The 18,187-nt window shown below is 40.4% G+C and carries 19 protein-coding genes; 14 read left to right on the top strand and 5 right to left on the bottom strand.

Going from position 1 to position 18,187, the window contains the following annotated elements:
- Positions 1–2 precede the first annotated feature (2 nt).
- On the bottom strand, positions 3–2,642 hold the full coding sequence (gene porW, locus BC751_RS02625; RefSeq protein WP_341272817.1) for a type IX secretion system periplasmic lipoprotein PorW/SprE: 2,640 nt from the start codon (positions 2,640–2,642) through the stop codon (positions 3–5).
- 83 nt (positions 2,643–2,725) lie between these two features.
- On the bottom strand, positions 2,726–3,646 hold the full coding sequence (locus tag BC751_RS02620; protein ID WP_130274191.1) for an IS1595 family transposase: 921 nt from the start codon (positions 3,644–3,646) through the stop codon (positions 2,726–2,728).
- Positions 3,647–3,793: 147 nt separating this feature from the next.
- On the opposite strand from BC751_RS02620, the gene BC751_RS02615 reads away from it, so the two are divergent.
- The 10 genes from BC751_RS02615 to atpG all read left to right on the top strand — a co-directional run bounded on the left by BC751_RS02615 (position 3,794) and on the right by atpG (position 10,763).
- Positions 3,794–4,663 (top strand): M23 family metallopeptidase, encoded by an 870-nt coding sequence (locus tag BC751_RS02615; protein WP_242617344.1) that lies wholly within the window; start codon positions 3,794–3,796, stop codon positions 4,661–4,663.
- A 2-nt stretch (positions 4,664–4,665) separates the two neighbouring features.
- Complete coding sequence (locus tag BC751_RS02610) at positions 4,666–5,091, top strand: bactofilin family protein (protein WP_130274190.1); 426 nt, start codon at positions 4,666–4,668, stop codon at positions 5,089–5,091.
- Positions 5,060–5,293: an AtpZ/AtpI family protein gene (locus BC751_RS02605; protein ID WP_130274189.1), complete on the top strand. Its 234-nt coding sequence runs from the start codon at positions 5,060–5,062 to the stop codon at positions 5,291–5,293. Before BC751_RS02610 ends, BC751_RS02605 begins: the two co-directional genes overlap by 32 nt.
- Positions 5,294–5,334: 41 nt before the next feature.
- Positions 5,335–5,721, top strand: coding sequence for a hypothetical protein (locus BC751_RS02600; RefSeq protein WP_242617342.1), 387 nt, complete (start codon positions 5,335–5,337; stop codon positions 5,719–5,721).
- A 19-nt stretch (positions 5,722–5,740) separates the two neighbouring features.
- On the top strand, positions 5,741–6,760 hold the full coding sequence (gene atpB / locus BC751_RS02595) for a F0F1 ATP synthase subunit A (RefSeq protein WP_130274188.1): 1,020 nt from the start codon (positions 5,741–5,743) through the stop codon (positions 6,758–6,760).
- A 40-nt stretch (positions 6,761–6,800) separates the two neighbouring features.
- A complete protein-coding gene (atpE, locus tag BC751_RS02590; protein WP_026955099.1) occupies positions 6,801–7,061 on the top strand; it encodes an ATP synthase F0 subunit C in 261 nt (86 codons plus the stop codon).
- Between the two features lie 81 nt (positions 7,062–7,142).
- Positions 7,143–7,637: a F0F1 ATP synthase subunit B gene (atpF, locus tag BC751_RS02585; protein WP_130274187.1), complete on the top strand. Its 495-nt coding sequence runs from the start codon at positions 7,143–7,145 to the stop codon at positions 7,635–7,637.
- A 2-nt stretch (positions 7,638–7,639) separates the two neighbouring features.
- Positions 7,640–8,200: an ATP synthase F1 subunit delta gene (gene atpH / locus BC751_RS02580; RefSeq protein WP_130274186.1), complete on the top strand. Its 561-nt coding sequence runs from the start codon at positions 7,640–7,642 to the stop codon at positions 8,198–8,200.
- A gap of 33 nt (positions 8,201–8,233) precedes the next feature.
- Positions 8,234–9,814: a F0F1 ATP synthase subunit alpha gene (gene atpA, locus BC751_RS02575; protein WP_130274185.1), complete on the top strand. Its 1,581-nt coding sequence runs from the start codon at positions 8,234–8,236 to the stop codon at positions 9,812–9,814.
- Positions 9,815–9,887: 73 nt separating this feature from the next.
- Positions 9,888–10,763 carry an ATP synthase F1 subunit gamma gene (gene atpG / locus BC751_RS02570; protein ID WP_130274184.1) on the top strand — a complete coding sequence of 292 codons (876 nt, stop codon included), beginning with the start codon at positions 9,888–9,890 and terminating at the stop codon, positions 10,761–10,763.
- Between the two features lie 49 nt (positions 10,764–10,812).
- Here atpG and BC751_RS02565 read toward each other — a convergent pair whose 3' ends face one another.
- Positions 10,813–11,448, bottom strand: coding sequence for a GDSL-type esterase/lipase family protein (locus BC751_RS02565; RefSeq protein WP_130274183.1), 636 nt, complete (start codon positions 11,446–11,448; stop codon positions 10,813–10,815).
- Between the two features lie 88 nt (positions 11,449–11,536).
- Between BC751_RS02565 and BC751_RS02560 the strand changes: the two genes are divergently transcribed.
- A complete protein-coding gene (locus BC751_RS02560) occupies positions 11,537–12,370 on the top strand; it encodes a hypothetical protein (RefSeq protein ID WP_130274182.1) in 834 nt (277 codons plus the stop codon).
- Positions 12,371–12,399: 29 nt separating this feature from the next.
- Here BC751_RS02560 and BC751_RS02555 read toward each other — a convergent pair whose 3' ends face one another.
- Entirely contained in the window at positions 12,400–13,749 is a 1,350-nt protein-coding gene (locus BC751_RS02555; protein WP_207226829.1) for a neutral/alkaline non-lysosomal ceramidase N-terminal domain-containing protein, read from the bottom strand.
- A 138-nt stretch (positions 13,750–13,887) separates the two neighbouring features.
- Positions 13,888–15,051: an AIR synthase related protein gene (locus BC751_RS02550; protein ID WP_130277474.1), complete on the bottom strand. Its 1,164-nt coding sequence runs from the start codon at positions 15,049–15,051 to the stop codon at positions 13,888–13,890.
- Positions 15,052–15,239: 188 nt separating this feature from the next.
- Between BC751_RS02550 and metK the strand changes: the two genes are divergently transcribed.
- From metK to BC751_RS02535, 3 genes are all read left to right on the top strand, one after another.
- Positions 15,240–16,493 carry a methionine adenosyltransferase gene (gene metK / locus BC751_RS02545; protein WP_130274181.1) on the top strand — a complete coding sequence of 418 codons (1,254 nt, stop codon included), beginning with the start codon at positions 15,240–15,242 and terminating at the stop codon, positions 16,491–16,493.
- Positions 16,494–16,671: 178 nt separating this feature from the next.
- Positions 16,672–16,881 carry a heavy-metal-associated domain-containing protein gene (locus tag BC751_RS02540; RefSeq protein WP_130274180.1) on the top strand — a complete coding sequence of 70 codons (210 nt, stop codon included), beginning with the start codon at positions 16,672–16,674 and terminating at the stop codon, positions 16,879–16,881.
- A 27-nt stretch (positions 16,882–16,908) separates the two neighbouring features.
- Positions 16,909–18,150, top strand: coding sequence for a M16 family metallopeptidase (locus BC751_RS02535; protein WP_130274179.1), 1,242 nt, complete (start codon positions 16,909–16,911; stop codon positions 18,148–18,150).
- The last annotated feature ends 37 nt before the right edge of the window (positions 18,151–18,187 follow it).

The raw sequence follows: 18,187 nt of genomic DNA, 5'->3' as shown, positions 1-18,187 counted from the left end.
TGTTATTTATAAACTCTTCTGTAGAATTGACGGTACTCATTGAGGTTTTTACGTCTGTTGAGCTCCTGGAAGTTCTCGATGGAAATTAAGAAGCTGTTTTCTTTGTCATTTTTTTCCAGGGAATTAGAATTGAAATCGTTCATGAATTTGTTCCTATATTCTTTTGCACGTTCAGCATTGCTGAAGGGGCTCACTATAAAAATCACTTCTTGGCGATTAAGGTTCATATTTCCTGTACGGAGTCTTGAATTGGCAAAATTTTGCGCATGAAATGATTCAAGGTCTGCCAACAGGTTTTTGGATTCCCTGGCTTTTTCCGGATCCAAAGCGATGACAAATATATGAGTTTGGTTAGGATTTTCACGGAATGGGGAGTCTTCTTCATTTTCCAATTCCTGTTCAGCATCTGCAATTTGCTCTTCCATAACCTGAGATTCCATTGCCACTTCTGCACTTTCCGATTTGACTTCTTCTTGTTCTCCTGTTAATGCCAATAGCATATTTCTTGCCAATTTTACCAATTGGGGTTCTTCAGTGGTTTGAATGTAATTTTCCAACCTGTTTTTATACCTTTCCTTGTCGTCGATTTTTCCAGATACCATAATATCCAATAACAATAATCTATCGGTATTCTTGGTGAGAGGATAGTTTTCTAGGGTTGATCGGATCGTTCCTCTTGCCGCTGCAAAATTCCCTGCATAATACTGTTCATAGGCTTTTTTATAAAGCCTTGAGGATTCCAAAAAAGCCTGATTGCCCTTGATGGCATCAGGATTGTTCACAGAAAAGGTGAAAGGTGATTCAGGAAACTCCCTGTTCAGCCTCTGTGCATAGAGCTGTGGGTTGCCGTTAATTTCCTGGTTAGCCAAGAATAGGATATAATAAGCTTCAGCCTTTTTGCTGGAATTGGGATAGGTGGTGATGAGATTTTCCAAATATTCAATACTCATCAATGCTTCTTTAAAATCAAAAAAGAGGAGTTTTCCCAATTCAAAATAGGAATCTTCCAATTCTTCCCTGAGTTGGTTAACTTCTTCTTCTGTCTTTGGAATTTGTGCCAAAAGGCTTTGTTTGTCCGGCAGCTGACCAATAGTGCTGCCAGGTTCTTCTGGGCCGGATTCATCTCTGATTTCGGTACGGGAGCCCATGGACCCAGTATCCCTACCTCCGGACTGGAATCCTTGTACATTTCTCCTCCAGTTATCATCAAGGGGCCGGGTGCCCCAGTTTCTATAAAACTCAATGGAGCCCCTTTGCATGGCCAAAGTGTTGTCAAAATAGAAAGACTCACCTGAACCTCGACCTCCAAAAGCCAAGAGGTTATCAAAAATTCCTGAAGAACGCTGTTCGGATTTTTGTTCTGCTTCCCTCAAGAGCCGCTCTTCTTCCTGTTTGATAAACATTTCAGCAACCAATTCCTGCTCCTCTGCACTCATTTGTGAAAGGCGGATAAGACTGTCGTTTTTGTTTATCGTTTCATAATGCATCACATAATTGTCAAAAATCCCCTTTTTTTGATTGATTTCAGTGTAAATTTTATCAGTGGGGCGTATGGAAGCCAATGCTGAATCCAGGTAATATTTTGTAGCCTTGAAATCCTTTTTGATTTCATAATTGATTTCAGCTAATTTTTGGTAGATATAGCCTTTCTGAAGGGGATTCCTGCCCTCCTTTTTAGCTGCTTGTTTCAGTAAATTTTCAGCCTCCTCTATGTTTTCCTGTTTAAATTCAAACATGGCTTTTTCGTAGAGGATAACATCTCTCAAATCTCTGTTTTTACTGTCTTTAAGTAATTCATCATAATAGTTTCTAACCCTTTTCACATCTTTGCTCTTGTTAAGTTCAGCTACTTGCTGAGCAAATAGTTGGGCAAAAAATGCCCTTTCATAAGGAGGGTTCCCTTTAACTGCTTCTCTGTAATAACTATAGGCCAAAGCATCCAAACCTTCTCTTTGGTAAAGTTGTCCCAGGATGAAGTTTATTCTTGATTTTTCCTTCTTGTCTTTGGTCAAGCCAAGCGTCCTGTCCAAGGCACCGATTTTTCCATTCACGTCCTGCCTTTTTTCATAGTAGTAAGCAAGGGTTTTGTACAATAAAAACTTATTTTCTTTGCTGATACCGGGTTCCTTAGATAAATATTCGATGACATATGCCGCATCTTCAAAATTCCCAAGGTCTGTAAATTGTCGCATGAGTTGGATAAGGCTTCTGTGCCTCACCCTTTTTTTCTTGCTATTTACATTCAGGTAACGGAATGTGTTGGATGATTCATCAAATTTGGCATCATAGTAATCTGCGAGGCCCAAAAGAAAATAAGAATCATCCACCCATTTGGAAATTCTATGCCAATCAATGGCCTTAGAGGCAAATCCCCGGACATCATCCAACAGCTCTTCATTTTGTTCTATCAAAGCGCTATCTACAGGATAAAAAATGGGTAAGACTTGGGTGAAATCTTCCCTATGGTTTTTTGCGATGGCTTTTTCGAGTTCCTCAATATTGGCTTTTGCATAAAAAACCGCATTGTATCGGGATGTGGTGTTATGGAACCACCTATTGGTAAAAGTGTTTTTTTCTGAGGAGCACGCTGTTAAGAAAATTACAGCGATAATCCCTAAACTTGTAAAATACCCACGCATCATTGCTTGTTTGACAAAGTCACAAATTACTGGTTTTGTATCAAATTATTAAACGCTTCCGTTTATTATTATATTTTTGAATATGATTATCCGCTTGTATACAAGTAGGGGCAAATGCTCGCAATAACAAGTCTATCAAAGAGTTTTTTACCAAAGTATCTTCGGTTTAGTTTATAACAGAATTCATTGAGATAGTTTTGAAGCATCTTTTCTGAAACCATATGGTACTTCTGTAAATCCCTTTTAAGGTTGCTTATTGCTATATGTGCCCATTTGAGGTTGAACTTGCCCTCTTTTGTGGAAGATAATTCGCTCACGTGAACATCGATACAATCTTCTAGGTTAGCATAAGTCGTACTTTCATCAGTTTGGAGCACGGCTTTTTTGTCAATCAGTCCTTTTATCAGTTTTTCGGCTGTTTTTGCCTTCAAGTTATCTATTTTGACCATCTTGAAATATCTGCAGCTTTTGTCCTTTTCTCCAGTAATTAGGTCTTCAAGAATAGATGATTCAGCCATAACAGCGACAGTAGCTTGTTTTTGGCTTCCACGGCCTTTCTTCAGCTTCGTCTTTTCCGAAGATTTTGTTGCCTTGCTTACAAAAGCCTCATCATATTCAACCATATCTTCTAGTTTATATTGGCTGTCACGTTTACCCATTGCTTCCCGGAGCTTGTGATACAGTCTGAAAACAGTCTCGTATCTGCTATGACCCATCTGCCTCTGTAGTTCAAGGCAGCTAAATCCCTTCTTGGTTGCGCTTACAAGAGTCATTGCAAGCAACCAAGTCCTCAATGGTAACTTGCTGTTTTCCATAATAGTACCATTTTTCAGTCCTGTCCTAAATTTACAATGTTTACATTGGAACATATTGAGAGAATTAAGCCAGTAGTGATCCTTGGAATTACAATTCTTGCAAATGACACCTTCTCTTTCCCTTTGTTCCTTCAAGTAATGGATGCAACTTGCCTCATCAGGATATCTTTCATTGAATTGTAGAATATTCATGGCCTTCTTATTTATTTACAGCCAATTAAACACTTACAATTCAGCCCTGAAAGTTATTGACACTTATTGTCAAAGTATAAAATTTGCCCACTTGTATGTAGGCGGATATTCATATTTTTGAATCTTGGAAACCAAAAATCTACTGCATTGAAAACACCCGGCAGGTTTATTCAGTCGCTTAAGGCCAAATTCCTTATAGTCATCAGAAAAGAACAGGACTTTTCTGTCATAACTTCTTTCAGCATTTCTACAGGAAGGATGCTTTCTATATTGGCATTGATTTTTATTTTGATTTTTGGTTTTTCATTGATCATGTCAAAAACACTTTTAAAAGCCTGGTTTGATCCAAGTTACCGAGATTCCGAAAACACTGCACTTCTTTTTAAAATGTCAGAGACTGTGGATTCTTTAAGGCTTGAAGTAATCCGAAAAGACAATTACGTGAAAAATATCCAAAGGATCATTTCAGGTGAAACTGAAATATTTGAGGACCAGGAAACTTTGGATACCATGCCTTTTGCCAAAAGGCTCAATCCCGAGTTTAATTTCGAGCCCAGTGAAGCGACATTAAGCATTTTGCAGGAGATGAGAGGGCTGCCTTTGGAAGAAGCGAGGGTTCAGGCACCTGATGGCGGATTTATCGGTGAAACGTATTTTTTCCCTCCGCTTAAAGGAGTGGTTACTTCAATTTTTGATCCTACTAAAGATCACTTTGGAATAGATGTTGTGGCTAAAGAAAACGAGCCAGTCAAATCCATAGCGGATGGGACGGTTATCTTCACCTCCTGGACTTTAGGGACCGGATATGTGGTGGCAGTTCAACATACCAACGAATTGATTTCCATTTATAAACATAATTCGGTAATATTGAAGAACATTGGAGATGTAGTAAAAGGTGGTGAAATCATTTCTATCATAGGAAATACAGGAGAACTCACCACCGGACCTCATTTGCATTTCGAAATGTGGTATAAAGGTTCTCCGCTTAATCCCCAAGATTTCATTTCTTTCAATTAATTATGTTTAATAAAGCCGAAGAAAAAAAATCCGTTGTGGAAATGGTTAACTCCAGCAACGTCATTGCAAAAGAAACCCAGATCAAAGGCGACATTGAAGCCCAGGGCAATATCAGAGTTGAAGGTGCCGTTGAGGGTGTGGTCAAATCAAAAAGTAAGATTGTCATAGGGGAGTCTGCTTTCATAAAAGGAAATCTCTATTCAGCTGAAGCAGAAATATCCGGAAAGATAGAAGGCCAGGTAACCTGTACTGAAATCCTTTATCTAAAAAAATCCGCTTTGGTTACTGGAGATATCATTACCAAAAAGCTGGTAGTAGAAAATGGAGCTACCTTCAACGGGAAGTGTCAAATGGGATCAGTTGAGCTATCCAAAACTCGAAAAGCAGAAAAGCTGAATGTGCCCGAAAAAGAATTCGCAGCAGACTAGGCAACAACAGGTATTCAAATACCTGGGCCTTTCTTTTCAAATGTTTGCAGTAATTGGCCTTGGCACAGCACTTGGCTGGTATATACAACAAAAAAGCCAAATGAAATTTCCCGTTTGGCTTTTACTTTTTTGTTTTCTTTCTATAGTGTTGGCTTTTTATCAGTTGTACATTTCCATGAAAAATGATGAAAACCAAGAATAAGAAGCTAAAAAGCAGTAGCTTTGCATCCTTATTTCCTGGAAATGAAACAAATTCTAAATCTTACCGTAAAACTGCTATTGTTGACCCTGACCATTGCAGGCTTGGTCTATCTAATCAAAGAGGTTTTCCATTTGAATTGGGTCCATGAGAGCATCTGGAAGATCATTTCGTTCTTTTTGATTTTAACCTGGTTAACAGGTATTTTTGCACATTATTTGCTTTCCATAAGCAAAGAAAATTCTGCCAATATTTTAATGGGCACAATAGGAATAAGATTTTTAGCAAGTATCGCATTTGTGGTAGTTATGCTGGTTTTGGGGCAAGAAAATTTAATTCTGTTTGTAATTAATTTTTTTGTCATTTATTTGTTTTACTTATTATTTGATATGTACGGGTTAATAACTAATTTGCGCCCGATTTCAAAATAGGACCTAAATACTCGATTAGATGCTCCGTAAGTTCCTTTACTTAAGTGTTTTATTTTCAGCGTTTTTCCTAACGTTGTCCACACCTGTGTCCGCTGCTGGGGATGATGAAGACAAAACTGGCTTTATCATGCATCACATCAAGGATTCATACGAATGGCATTTTGCCACCTTCGGACACACACACTTGACCCTTCCTTTGCCGGTTATTATTTATTCTTCAGACAGAGGTTTGGAATTTTACATGTCCTCCGACTTCCAGGATCCGGAGACCCACAAATTTGGAAAAGCATTTGCGCATAACGGCTACTACATAGATGAACATGAGCACCTCTATAGTGTAGATGGAAGAGCCTTCACAGACCTTTCCATCACAAAAAATGTGGCCATGATGTTCTTGTTAATCATCGTGATGGCAAGCTTGGTGCTATCTGCTGCTAAACATTACAAGAAAAACGGAATCAGTGCACCAAAAGGTGCTGCAGCACTCATAGAGCCAATCGTTGTTTTTGTAAGAGATGAAATTGCCCACAAGGCCATTGGTCCTAAGTACAGGAAATTTGTTCCGTATCTGTTGACTTTATTTTTCTTTATCTGGATTGGGAACCTGATGGGCTTGATGCCAGGTGCGGCCAACCTGACCGGAAATATTGCAGTGACCATGACTTTAGCTGTATTGACTTTCATTGTGGTCAACGTGAATGGTAATAAAGAATATTGGAAGCACGTATTCATGACCCCAGGCGTGCCTGTTCCTTTGTTGTTGGTGATTGTTCCCGTAGAAATCATTGGTTTATTCACGAAGCCATTCGCCTTGATGGTCCGTTTGTTTGTAGCCATTACAGCAGGTCACATTGTGATTTTGGCATTCATTGCACTGGTCTTCATATTTGAATCCTATGCAATCGGTGTGGTGAGTACTTTGATGGTAACTTTCCTTAATATCATCGAATTATTAGTTGCCACTATTCAGGCTTATGTATTTACCCTGTTTTCAGCGATGTATATCGGTGCGGCAGTGGCAGATCATGAGCATCATTAATTAGAAATTTCTTTGTTCAATTTATAAATAATAAACACGTATGTTAACTTCAATCTTGTTGTCTGCTGGATTAGCACTTATGGGTGCAGGTATCGGTGCTGGAATTGTAGCAATTGGCGCAGGCCTTGGTATCGGTAGAATCGGTGGTCAAGCTATGGAATCTATTGCCCGTCAGCCTGAGGCTGCTGGTAAAGTTCAGACTGCCATGTTGATCATTGCAGCTCTTATTGAGGTGGTATCCCTGTTTGCAGTAGTAGTTTGTCTACTTATTGCTTTGAACGCAGGTGGTCTTACCTTCTAAGAACAAAAGAAAAAGGGATCAGCGCTTGGCTGGTCCCTTACTTTAATTTGAACAAATCCGAAATTATAAATCTAACCATACATGGATCTTATATTACCTAGCTCCGGGCTGATTATCTGGCAACTGATTGGTTTCCTGGCCCTCTTGTTTTTGTTGATGAAATTTGCCTGGAAGCCTATCCTGGCAGCACTGGATGAGCGGGAAAAAAGTATTGAAGATGCGCTCAAGTCGGCAGAAATTGCCAGAAATGAAATGGCCAATCTCAAAGCAGAGAATGAGAAAATCCTTCAAGAGGCCAAAATTGAAAGAGATCAAATGCTTTTGAAGGCTACTGAAACTGCCAAGCAGATTGTGGAAGAAGCTAAGGAAAAAGCACAGGCTGAAGGTGCCAGAATGATCGAAAACGCGAAAGCGGCTATTGAAACCGAAAAGCAAGCAGCTTTGGAAGAAGTTAAAGTTCAGGTAGGGGTTCTTTCCTTGAATATTGCAGAGAAATTGCTTAAAAAGAACTTTGCTGATGAAAAAGCTCAGCAGGCTTTAGTAGAAGAATTGGTTAAAGATCTTAAGCTGAACTAATTATGTCAGATATCAAAGTTGCATCCCGCTATGCCAAAGCACTATTGGAGCTTTCAGTTGAAAAGAATCAGCTGGAAGAAGTGAACAGGGATGTGAATCAGTTATTGGAAATTGCAGCTCAAAACAGGGAGATCGTTCTTCTTCTCAACAGTCCAATAGTCAATTCTGATAAAAAGCATAACGTGTTGAAAGCATTGTTCGAAAAAACAGGTAATCCCATTACTTTGAGTTTTTTCGATATCATCACCAGGAAAAACAGATCCAATAACCTGATCAGTACGGCGAAGGAGTTTAAAAGGCAGTACAATCAGCATATGGGTATTCAAGTGGCGGAGGTGACCACTACCCTCCCTCTTACCGAAGAATTGAAGAAAAGTTTCGTGGAAATTGTTAAAGAAATTTCCGGTCTGGAAAAGGTTGAGCTTATTGAAAAAATTGATCAAAGCCTAATAGGCGGTTTTGTTCTAAAAGTAAATGACAGATTGCTTGACGATTCTTTGAGTGGGAAATTGCGCAACCTGAGGTTGAAATTTGCTCAGAGATATTTCGTCAAGATGTATTAATAATTTATCGCATAACATTTAATAAAAAATATAATGGCACAAGTTAGACCTGATGAAGTTTCAGCAATATTGAGAGAGCAGCTCTCCAATGTTAAAACTGAGGCTGAACTTGAAGAAGTGGGTACCGTACTCCAGGTAGGTGACGGTGTTGCCCGTATATATGGACTTTCCAAAGCACAGGCCGGTGAGTTGTTGGAATTTGACAATGGGCTAAGAGCAATGGTACTTAACCTTGAAGAGGACAATGTAGGTGCCGTGTTGTTCGGTGACTCCAAATTGGTTAAGGAAGGTGACAATGTAAAAAGAACCAAGAAAATCGCTTCCATTAAGGTAGGCGAAGGAATGCTTGGCAGGGTAGTGGATACTCTTGGTAATCCAATCGACGGAAAAGGTCCAATTCAAGGAGATCTTTACGAAATGCCATTGGAGCGTAAGGCTCCCGGGGTAATTTACCGTCAACCGGTAACTGAACCCCTTCAGACTGGTATCAAAGCGATCGACTCTATGATTCCTATCGGTAGGGGTCAGAGGGAATTGATCATCGGTGACCGTCAGACAGGGAAAACTGCTGTGGCTATCGATACCATCCTTAACCAAAAAGAATTCTACGAAAAAGGTGAGCCTGTTTTCTGTATCTATGTTGCAGTTGGTCAGAAAGCTTCTACCGTAGCTGGTATAGTCGCTGCATTGGAAAAAGGTGGAGCGCTTCCTTATTCCGTGGTGGTTTCTGCTGCTGCCTCTGATCCTGCTCCAATGCAGTTCTTTGCACCGTTTACAGGTGCTTGTATCGGTGAGTTTTTCCGTGATACAGGACGTCCTGCTTTGGTAATTTATGATGATCTTTCCAAGCAGGCTGTGGCTTACAGGGAAGTATCCCTACTATTGAGAAGACCTCCTGGACGTGAGGCTTATCCTGGTGACGTTTTCTACCTGCACTCCAGATTGTTGGAAAGAGCGGCTAAAATCAACGCATCTGATGAAATTGCCAGACAAATGAACGATCTTCCTGAATCAATCCGACCAATGGTGAAAGGTGGAGGATCTTTGACAGCACTTCCAATTATCGAAACTCAGGCGGGTGACGTTTCCGCTTATATCCCAACCAACGTGATTTCTATTACAGATGGTCAGATATTCTTGGAAACTAACCTCTTCAACTCCGGTATCCGTCCTGCCATCAACGTAGGTATTTCTGTATCCAGGGTAGGTGGTAACGCCCAAATCAAATCCATGAAAAAGGTAGCAGGTACCCTAAAATTGGATCAGGCACAGTTCCGCGAATTGGAAGCCTTTGCTAAATTCGGTTCTGACTTGGATGCTTCCACCAAAAGAACAATCGAAAGAGGTAGAAGAAACCAGGAAATCCTTAAGCAAGCTCAGTATTCACCTGTTCCTGTTGAACTTCAGGTTGCCATTATCTATGCTTCCACCAAAGGATATATGGATAAAGTACCTGTGGAAAAAGCCAGGCAGTTTGAAGCGGAATACTACAACTTGTTGAAGAGCCAGTACCCTGAAGCATTGGAGTTGATTTTGAAAAATAAAATTGATGATGCGGGTAAAATCCTTGAGCAGGCAGCGAAAGATTTGGCTACCAAATACGCTAAACAATAATTAAACAGCCCAGCAGGTAGATTTCCTTTCTTCCTGCTGGCATTGACTATATTGCTTTTCTTCAAAGAATATTATGGCAAACCTTAAGGAAGTAAAACAAAGGATCACTTCTGTAACATCCACTCAACAAATTACCAAGGCCATGAAAATGGTGGCTGCGGCCAAGTTGAGAAAAGCGCAGGACAAAATCCTAAGAATGCGTCCATATTCTCAAAAACTCACAGCGATATTGAATGATGTCGTAGCAGCCATGGGAGGAGAACTTCATATTGCTTATGCTGAGCAAAGAGCAGTTGAAAATGTGCTCTTGATCCCAATGACTTCTGATAAGGGGCTTTGCGGTGCTTTCAATTCCAATACCATGAAGGCCACCAATAATCTGTTGGAAAATGAATTCAAAGGTAAAAATGTTACCATTCTTCCTTTAGGTAAAAAGTCTTTTGAATTTTACTCCAAAAGAGGATTCAATGTCATCAGTGATTACTATTCTGTATTCAATGATGTTAATTTCGAAAGTGTGAGAGAAATTGCACTTTTTGCCATGAATGGCTTTACCTCTGAAAGGTTTGATAAAGTAGTCTTGATCTATAACCACTTCAGGAATGTGGCAACGCAGGAAATTACTGTTGAACAATTCCTTCCAATGGGAGCCCCTGAAAGCAATGAAAAGGATAACTTCAACAACTTGGATTATATCCTTGAGCCTTCCAAAGAATACATTATCGAAGATTTAGTGCCCAGTGCCCTCAAAACACAGTTCTATAAGGCTGTTCTTGAAAGCAATGCTTCTGAACACGGAGCCCGGATGACTTCCATGGATAAGGCTACTGAAAATGCCAATGAGTTGCTTAAAGAATTGAAGTTGATGTATAACAGAACCCGTCAGGCAGCCATTACCAACGAAATTCTTGAAATCGTTGCTGGTGCAAATGCCCTTGAAGGGAAATAAGAAAATACTAACAATACAACCCGAAAAAACCGCCCAAGAGGCGGTTTTTTTATTGGATTGCCTTTGCAACTTCTCTTGCCATAATTCCGAGTCCCTCTTTATTAGGATGGACCCCATCAGGAAGTAGGTCAGCCCTATCTTTCAATGGGGTATAAAGATCTATGATTGATGCACCTGATTCTTTGGCGATTTCAAGGAGAAAAGGTTGGACTTCATTGACCATAATACTTTCTCTTATCCCAAAATTGTCCTTGGTTACTGGGACAGGTATGCAGATATATACCTTGCCACTTGATGGCATATGCGCTTTTATACTTGCAATGAGCTCTAAATAATCTTTTTTGAAATCTGCTTTATATACCCAATTTTGGGGTTTGGAATCATTGGTGCCCAGTTTAATAACCAGGATATCAGGTTGAAAATCCTTCACTTCTTGAAATTGGGGTTCATTCCAATATGGGAAGTCCCCCTTTTTGAGTAATGTTCTTCCGCTTACCCCGAAGTTTTTAACTTGGTAATTCTCTCCAAGTAAAGCCTGTAATTGTAAAGGATAACTGTCAGGATGTTCTCTTCCCGGTCCTTGGGTAATGCTGTTACCGACACAGGCAACTTTGATAATGTTTTGTCCGAGGGTATTGAATATGAGTCCTAAAAACAGTACGATTGAAAATAAAGTGTTTTTCATAGGTTACTGGTTTATCCTTTCTAAAGTTAAAAAATAACATGCTGTTTTGTCCCATGATGGAATTAATAAAATTTGCTAATATCGTTCCATGAATTTTCTGACATCAATTTGGCGGGTTCTTAATTTGCTCTCTCTGGATGTGGTTTTCGGGGCCATGGCAGGGATGCTTTTTTTTGCTGATTTGCTGGATGTCTCCTTACCTTTTGTCCTTTATGTGGTGCTGGGAATGGCGGTATGGGGAATTTATACTTTGGATCATCTGATTGATGCAAAGAGGATTGTTCATTTGGCAAGTTCTGATAGGCACAGATTTCACCAGAAGCATTTTGTTTCGCTGTGTATTATACTTGCAATAGTTGTTCTTTCCGGATTTGGATTGATGATTTGTTTTGAAAGTCTTCATTTTATCTTTTTCCCCGGAGTAATCTTTGCTGGGGGAATGGTACTTTGGATGGGATTTCTTCAGTTTTTTGAAAAGAAATTGGCTTGGTTAAAAGAAATATCAACTGCTGTTTTTTATGCGATAGGGATTTCTCTGGCCCCATTCTTCTCGGTTTTTCCCAATGAGGTGCCTGTTGAATTCTTTTTAATTCTGATAGCTTATATCCTGCTGGCGGGGATCAATCTTTTTATGCTATCTTATATTGATGAAAAAAGTGATGCGCAAGATAAGTTAGGTTCGGCTTTGCTACTGATGAGCAAAATTGTCTTGAGAAGATTTATCCTTTTACTTTCAATGGGGGCCATTATTTATCTTGTTGGGGTCTTTATTTTAGTTCCCTCTTATTACAGAATCCATGTCAGCGTTTTGCTGCTATTGGTGCTTTTCCATGTATTTGAGTTTAATCGGGAAAATGGTCAAAATATAAGGGAAAGATTGGAGGCCTCTTTTTTGTTGCCTCTGGTTTTGTTGGTACTCTGAAAAATTGATTTTTTTCTTAGCTGCTTTTGTTAAAATAATGTAGCGGCTTTCTCGATTATTTTCATCATGATCTCATCAAAATAAGCACCATTATAGGGTCCATACCAGTTCATTTCCATGGTTTCATATAACTTTTCATCATAATATTTATCAGGAGTAATATAGCCTATATATCCTCCATTGAAGCAACTTACAATTAGATTCAGTCCATTTTCGCGTGCATAATTTTCCCACTTTTCCATAAAAACTCCGGAAATCTCACCACTAGAACTTACCAAAAGTGTTTTCCCTAAAAGAACCATATCAAAATGGGCATTGCTATCTCCTACCAGTAGCTTAAATACCCAAGGCCTTATCCTGATATTTTTGCCAGTGCGGTAATGTGCTTTCCTCAATTGTAAGGGTAATGTTGCGAACGAAATAGGACCCTGATCCAAAGTATCTGAGTCTAAAAGATTCTTGTTAATCGATTCAAAAACCTGTTCGCTATACTGAATGACATCCTCTATTTGCTTGCCATTTACTACCGGTTTATGGCTTCCCACTGTTCCCGCTGCAAACATGGCCAAATCGTAATCTTCCTCCAATTTTTGGCTCAGGTAATGGGGATAATCACCGGACAAACCCATAAACTTTTTGTTCAAAATGGTAGAATGGGCTGAATAACTCAATAAAGTCGCCTTTTGGCCTTTGGAATTGATAAAAGTGAGTTGCCTTATGAAAGGATCTACGGGGTCAGTTTCTTTTAAGCGGTTGGCTACCAAGTCTTTTGTCAATGATTTCTGGAAAACAATAATTGAAGCATCTAGTTTGGAATGTGCAATTTTTAAGGCTTCAAGTGATTTTTCTTCAAGAAATGATACCAATTCTTCATTGTAGCCCCCGAAGGCAAATTTTCCGACTAGGCCTGGCATGTAGCCTCCCATTCCACTATGGGTGTGGGTAGTAGTAAAATAAAGCAGGTCAATTTTCAATCCTGCTTCCCTAATTTTTTCCCGGATTCTTTTTTCCAGATAGGGATGGACAATCATCAATTCAAAATTTACAAAAGCCACATGAATGTCCCCACTGTTGAGGATAATGGTCCTAAGGAAACTGCTGTCCTGAACAAACTCATATTTTCCTCTTGGACTGTATCCTGCCAGGTTGACCGGGCTGTCTGGGGTAATGTTAACTTTTGCCCAGCCTGCCTTCCAGTTGTTGCCTCGTCCTTGCTTCCAATTAATGGTATCTAAATGGGACATAGTAGCATGGTAATAGTCCATTTGTTGGTAAGGCCTTCTGTCAACTTTTGTAAAAAATACCATGAGGATGAAAAACAGTATGCCCATAGTCCAAGCCAGTGTTCTAAATATACGCTGAAGTGTAGATTTGGACATGGTTATCTGGGTATCTAGTGGCAAGTCTTGAAAAGATAAGGAATAATCACCAAAAAATCACTTCATAAGTCTTGGTAAACTGCTTTCACATTCAAGTACATGTTTATGATAAATAGGGCGTTTTTCGAATACTATGTTTTAATATTCGAAAGTTCCGTGTTCTCCTTGTACAGTTACTTTCTTACCTTCAAATGGGACTACTCTTCCAATGATTTTGGCTTCTACCCCCAGGGTTTCGGCAATGTCGATCACCTCTTCGGCATACCTTTCTTCCAGGTAGATTTCCATGCGATGGCCCATATTGAAAACTTTATACATTTCTTTCCAATCTGTGCCGCTTTCCTCCTGAATAATTCTGAACAATGGAGGCGTATCAAATAAATTGTCCTTGATCACATGGACATTGTCCACAAAATGCAATACTTTAGTCTGTGCCCCACCACTGCAATGCACGATTCCATGAATCTGAGGTCTCAGGTATTTCAGCACATCTACCATCACAGGAGCATAGGTCCTGGTAGGAGAAAGTACAAGTTTGCCCATATCCACAGGGAGTCCTGGAGCCGGGTCAGTCAAATTATATTTGCCGGTGTACACCAGTTCATGGGGAACAGCCGGATCATAACTTTCAGGATATTTGGTTTGAAGGATTTTATTGAAAACATCATGTCGGGCTGAGGTCAGGCCATTGGAGCCCATACCCCCATTGTAATAATCCTCATAGGTGGCCTGGCCATAAGAGGCCAGTCCAACGATCACATCTCCTGGACGGATTTGATCATTTGAAATCACCTCGTCCCTTTTCATTCTGCAAGTTACTGTCGAATCTACAATGACTGTTCTTACTAAATCCCCAACGTCTGCGGTTTCACCTCCTGTTAAGACCACGTGGACCCCATGGTCTCTGAGCATTTGAAGGACTTCCTCTGTGCCATTGATGATGGCTGAAATCACTTCACCGGGGACTAGGTTCTTATTCCGTCCGATGGTAGAGGAAACAAGGATGTTGTTGATCGCACCTACGCAAAGCAGGTCATCAATATTCATAATAATTGCATCCTGAGCAATTCCTTTCCAAACACTCAGATCACCGGTTTCCTTCCAGTACATGTAAGCCAAGGAAGACTTGGTTCCAGCACCATCCGCATGCATGATATTGCAGTACTCAGGATCATTTCCCAATGTGTCTTCTACAATTTTGCAGAAAGCTTTGGGAAAAAGGCCTTTGTCCAATTTGGAAATGGCTTGGTGTACATCTTCTTTGGAGGCGGAAACACCCCTTTGCATATACCGTTCATTCATGGAGGAGCTGGGCTTGGTCATTTCGAGACAAAGTTAAAGAATAAATGTGGGAATCGAAGATTTAGAATTTGAAAGATTGAATTTCTGTCAATTAGACTATTTCCTCTCCTGTCAAGATTTGGTTTTTTATTTCCCCTGTAAACCTTATTTTTACGCACCGTTTGAAAAAGAGCTAAACCTGTTATTATATGCCTTATTTATTTACTTCAGAATCAGTCTCTGAAGGACATCCAGATAAAATTGCGGATCAGATTTCGGATGCACTGATTGATCATTTTTTGGCTTTTGACCCTAACTCCAAAGTAGCTTGTGAAACCTTGGTCACGACCGGACAGGTTATCCTGGCCGGAGAGGTAAAATCAGAGACTTATCTGGATGTGCAGCAGATTGCCCGTCAGGTAATCAACCGTATTGGATATACCAAAGGAGAATATATGTTTGACGGTAACTCCTGTGGGGTGTTGTCCGCCATTCATGAGCAGTCACCTGATATCAACCAAGGCGTGGATAAAGGCAATCCGGAAGAACAAGGTGCAGGAGACCAAGGAATGATGTTCGGATATGCCACCAAGGAGACAGATAATTTTATGCCTTTGGCATTGGACCTTTCCCATTTGATCCTAAAAGAATTGGCAGCATTGAGGCGGGAAAATAAAGAGATTACCTATCTGAGACCGGATTCCAAGGCTCAAGTGACTATTGAGTACTCTGATGATAATATTCCCCAAAGGATTGATACTATAGTGATTTCTACCCAGCACGATGAATTTGCCGATGAGCCTACCATGTTGGCGAAGATCAAAGAGGACATGATCAATATCCTGATCCCTAGGGTAAAAGCCCAACTGAAACCAGAAAATCAGGCCTTGTTTACAGATAAAATCACTTACCATATCAACCCAACCGGGAAATTTGTCATCGGAGGTCCTCATGGAGATACCGGTCTTACAGGAAGGAAAATCATTGTTGATACTTATGGTGGGAAAGGTGCCCATGGAGGTGGGGCTTTTTCCGGAAAAGATCCTTCCAAAGTCGACCGTTCAGCAGCTTATGCCACACGCCATATTGCTAAAAACATGGTGGCAGCAGGCGTAGCCGATGAAATGTTGGTGCAGGTGTCCTATGCCATCGGAGTGGCCAAGCCAATGGGTATATATGTCAATACCTATGGAACTGCCAAAGTGAATATGACCGATGGGCAAATTGCCAAAAAGGTTGAAGAGATTTTTGATATGAGGCCTTATGCCATTGAGCAAAGGCTAAAGTTGAGAAACCCCATTTATGAGGAAACTGCGGCCTATGGGCACATGGGAAGAAAAAATGAGGTTGTTACTAAAACTTTCAAGACCCCTGATAACAAAGTGTTGAGTTTTGATGTAGAGCTCTTTACCTGGGAAAAACTGGATTACGTAGATACCATCAAGAAAGAATTTGGTCTTTAAAATAAAAAGCGGTCTAAGTGCCGCTTTTTGCTTTTATTTTGGATAAACACAGGACATATTCATCGAGTTAGGTAAATTGCAGGCTCGTCAAAGGAATCAAAAGGCCTGTTTGGGAGTTTTAATATTCAGCCTGTATTGTTTGGCTTGAAAATTTTCCAAATTATTTATTTGAATCAATATGAAGAAGATACAACTTAAAACCAATGTCAAGTGTGGAGCCTGCGTAGCTGCAATCACACCGGAAATGGATAAAGTAGCCCAAAACGCATGGATGGTGGACCTGAGCCATCCTGACAGGATTTTGACAGTAGAAGGAGAAATTGAAGCAGAAGCTGTACAAAAAGCATTGGAAAATGCGGGCTATAAAGGTGAAAGCATAGAAGCTTAAGCTTATTTCATTTCTCTAAGGCATATTATGATCAATTATCAACGGTTTGTATTGGAAAATGGCCTCGAAGTTTTGGTTCATGAAGACCACAGTACCAAGATGGCTGTACTCAATATCCTGTATAAAGTGGGTTCCAGGAATGAAATTCCGGGAAAAACAGGACTGGCGCATTACTTTGAACACCTTATGTTCGGAAGTTCAAAGAACGTCCCTGTTTTTGATACCGCTTTGGAAAGGGTAGGAGGTTCCTGCAATGCCTTTACCAATACAGACATTACCAATTACTACATCACCCTTCCTGCGGTCAATATAGAGACCGCATTTTGGCTGGAATCGGACAGGATGCTGCAGCTGAATTTGAGCGAAAAGACCATCGAAACGCAAAGGAAGGTGGTCATAGAAGAATTCAAACAGCGCTACCTGAATCAGCCCTATGGTGATGTTTTCCATCATATCCGAAAACTGGCTTTTGATACGCACCCATACCAGTGGCCTACAATCGGAAAGGATATTGAGGATATTGTCAATTACACCAAGGAGGATGTAGAAGAGTTTTACTATACCCACTATCGACCCGATAATGCCATCCTGGTAGTGGCAGGTGACGTAACACTGGATCAGGTCAAGTTTTTGGCAGACAAATGGTTTGGGGATATTCCGACTGGTAAAATTCCCAAAAGGTCCATTCCTGTGGAGCTGCCCCAGACAAGCAAAAAGACTTTAGTGGTCAATGCTGAGGTGCCTACGGATGCCCTGTATAAAGTCTATCACATGCCTGGAAAATTACAGGAAGGATATTTACAGGCTGATCTGATCACGGATATTTTAGGCTTTGGCCGCTCTTCCACCCTGGAACAGAAGTTGGTAAAAAACGGGCACATATTTGCCTCTGTCAGTGCTTATATTTTTGGGACGGTTGACCCCGGTCTCATGGTGTTTTCAGGAAAGATGGAGAAGGGACAAACGGCTGAACTGGCAGAGAAAGCTTTGGACCAGGTAGTGCAGGAATTTTTGGAATCTGCGATTCCAGAGGATACCCTCACGAAGGTGAAAAATCAAGCTGAGGCCATGAAGACCTACGAGTCTGTTCAGTTGCTCAACAGGGCCATGAGTTTGGCCTATTATGCTCATTTAGGAAGCCCGGAGCTTTACCAAACAGAATACGAGAAAAAGACCCAGATCCCCGCCCAAAGTATTTTGGATTGGGGAAAATCAATACTCAAAGAGGAGAATGCTTCAACCGTTTACTATAAGGCTGTTGTGAAATAATTTTGAAGAAAGTTGAAATAGGTTTGTAATAGATATT

The sequence above is a fragment of the Cecembia calidifontis genome (assembly GCF_004216715.1).
In the GTDB taxonomy this organism is placed as follows: Bacteria; Bacteroidota; Bacteroidia; order Cytophagales; family Cyclobacteriaceae; genus Cecembia_A; species Cecembia_A calidifontis.
Note: the sequence above shows the minus strand (reverse complement) of the source record. Positions and strands in the feature narration are given on the sequence as shown.

Bases quoted from the DNA above. Each gene is read 5' to 3' on its own strand.
- BC751_RS02535 (WP_130274179.1), top strand. From the start codon at position 16,909: ATGATCAATTATCAACGGTTTGTATTGGAAAATGGCCTCGAAGTTTTG.
- BC751_RS02600 (WP_242617342.1), top strand. From the start codon at position 5,335: ATGAAACAAATTCTAAATCTTACCGTAAAACTGCTATTGTTGACCCTG.
- BC751_RS02560 (WP_130274182.1), top strand. From the start codon at position 11,537: ATGAATTTTCTGACATCAATTTGGCGGGTTCTTAATTTGCTCTCTCTG.
- BC751_RS02550 (WP_130277474.1), bottom strand. From the start codon at position 15,051: ATGAATGAACGGTATATGCAAAGGGGTGTTTCCGCCTCCAAAGAAGAT.
- BC751_RS02605 (WP_130274189.1), top strand. From the start codon at position 5,060: ATGTGCCCGAAAAAGAATTCGCAGCAGACTAGGCAACAACAGGTATTC.
- atpF (WP_130274187.1), top strand. From the start codon at position 7,143: ATGGATCTTATATTACCTAGCTCCGGGCTGATTATCTGGCAACTGATT.
- BC751_RS02620 (WP_130274191.1), bottom strand. From the start codon at position 3,646: ATGAATATTCTACAATTCAATGAAAGATATCCTGATGAGGCAAGTTGC.
- BC751_RS02610 (WP_130274190.1), top strand. From the start codon at position 4,666: ATGTTTAATAAAGCCGAAGAAAAAAAATCCGTTGTGGAAATGGTTAAC.
- metK (WP_130274181.1), top strand. From the start codon at position 15,240: ATGCCTTATTTATTTACTTCAGAATCAGTCTCTGAAGGACATCCAGAT.
- atpB (WP_130274188.1), top strand. From the start codon at position 5,741: ATGCTCCGTAAGTTCCTTTACTTAAGTGTTTTATTTTCAGCGTTTTTC.
- atpH (WP_130274186.1), top strand. From the start codon at position 7,640: ATGTCAGATATCAAAGTTGCATCCCGCTATGCCAAAGCACTATTGGAG.
- porW (WP_341272817.1), bottom strand. From the start codon at position 2,642: ATGATGCGTGGGTATTTTACAAGTTTAGGGATTATCGCTGTAATTTTC.
- atpA (WP_130274185.1), top strand. From the start codon at position 8,234: ATGGCACAAGTTAGACCTGATGAAGTTTCAGCAATATTGAGAGAGCAG.
- atpG (WP_130274184.1), top strand. From the start codon at position 9,888: ATGGCAAACCTTAAGGAAGTAAAACAAAGGATCACTTCTGTAACATCC.
- BC751_RS02555 (WP_207226829.1), bottom strand. From the start codon at position 13,749: ATGTCCAAATCTACACTTCAGCGTATATTTAGAACACTGGCTTGGACT.
- BC751_RS02540 (WP_130274180.1), top strand. From the start codon at position 16,672: ATGAAGAAGATACAACTTAAAACCAATGTCAAGTGTGGAGCCTGCGTA.
- atpE (WP_026955099.1), top strand. From the start codon at position 6,801: ATGTTAACTTCAATCTTGTTGTCTGCTGGATTAGCACTTATGGGTGCA.
- BC751_RS02565 (WP_130274183.1), bottom strand. From the start codon at position 11,448: ATGAAAAACACTTTATTTTCAATCGTACTGTTTTTAGGACTCATATTC.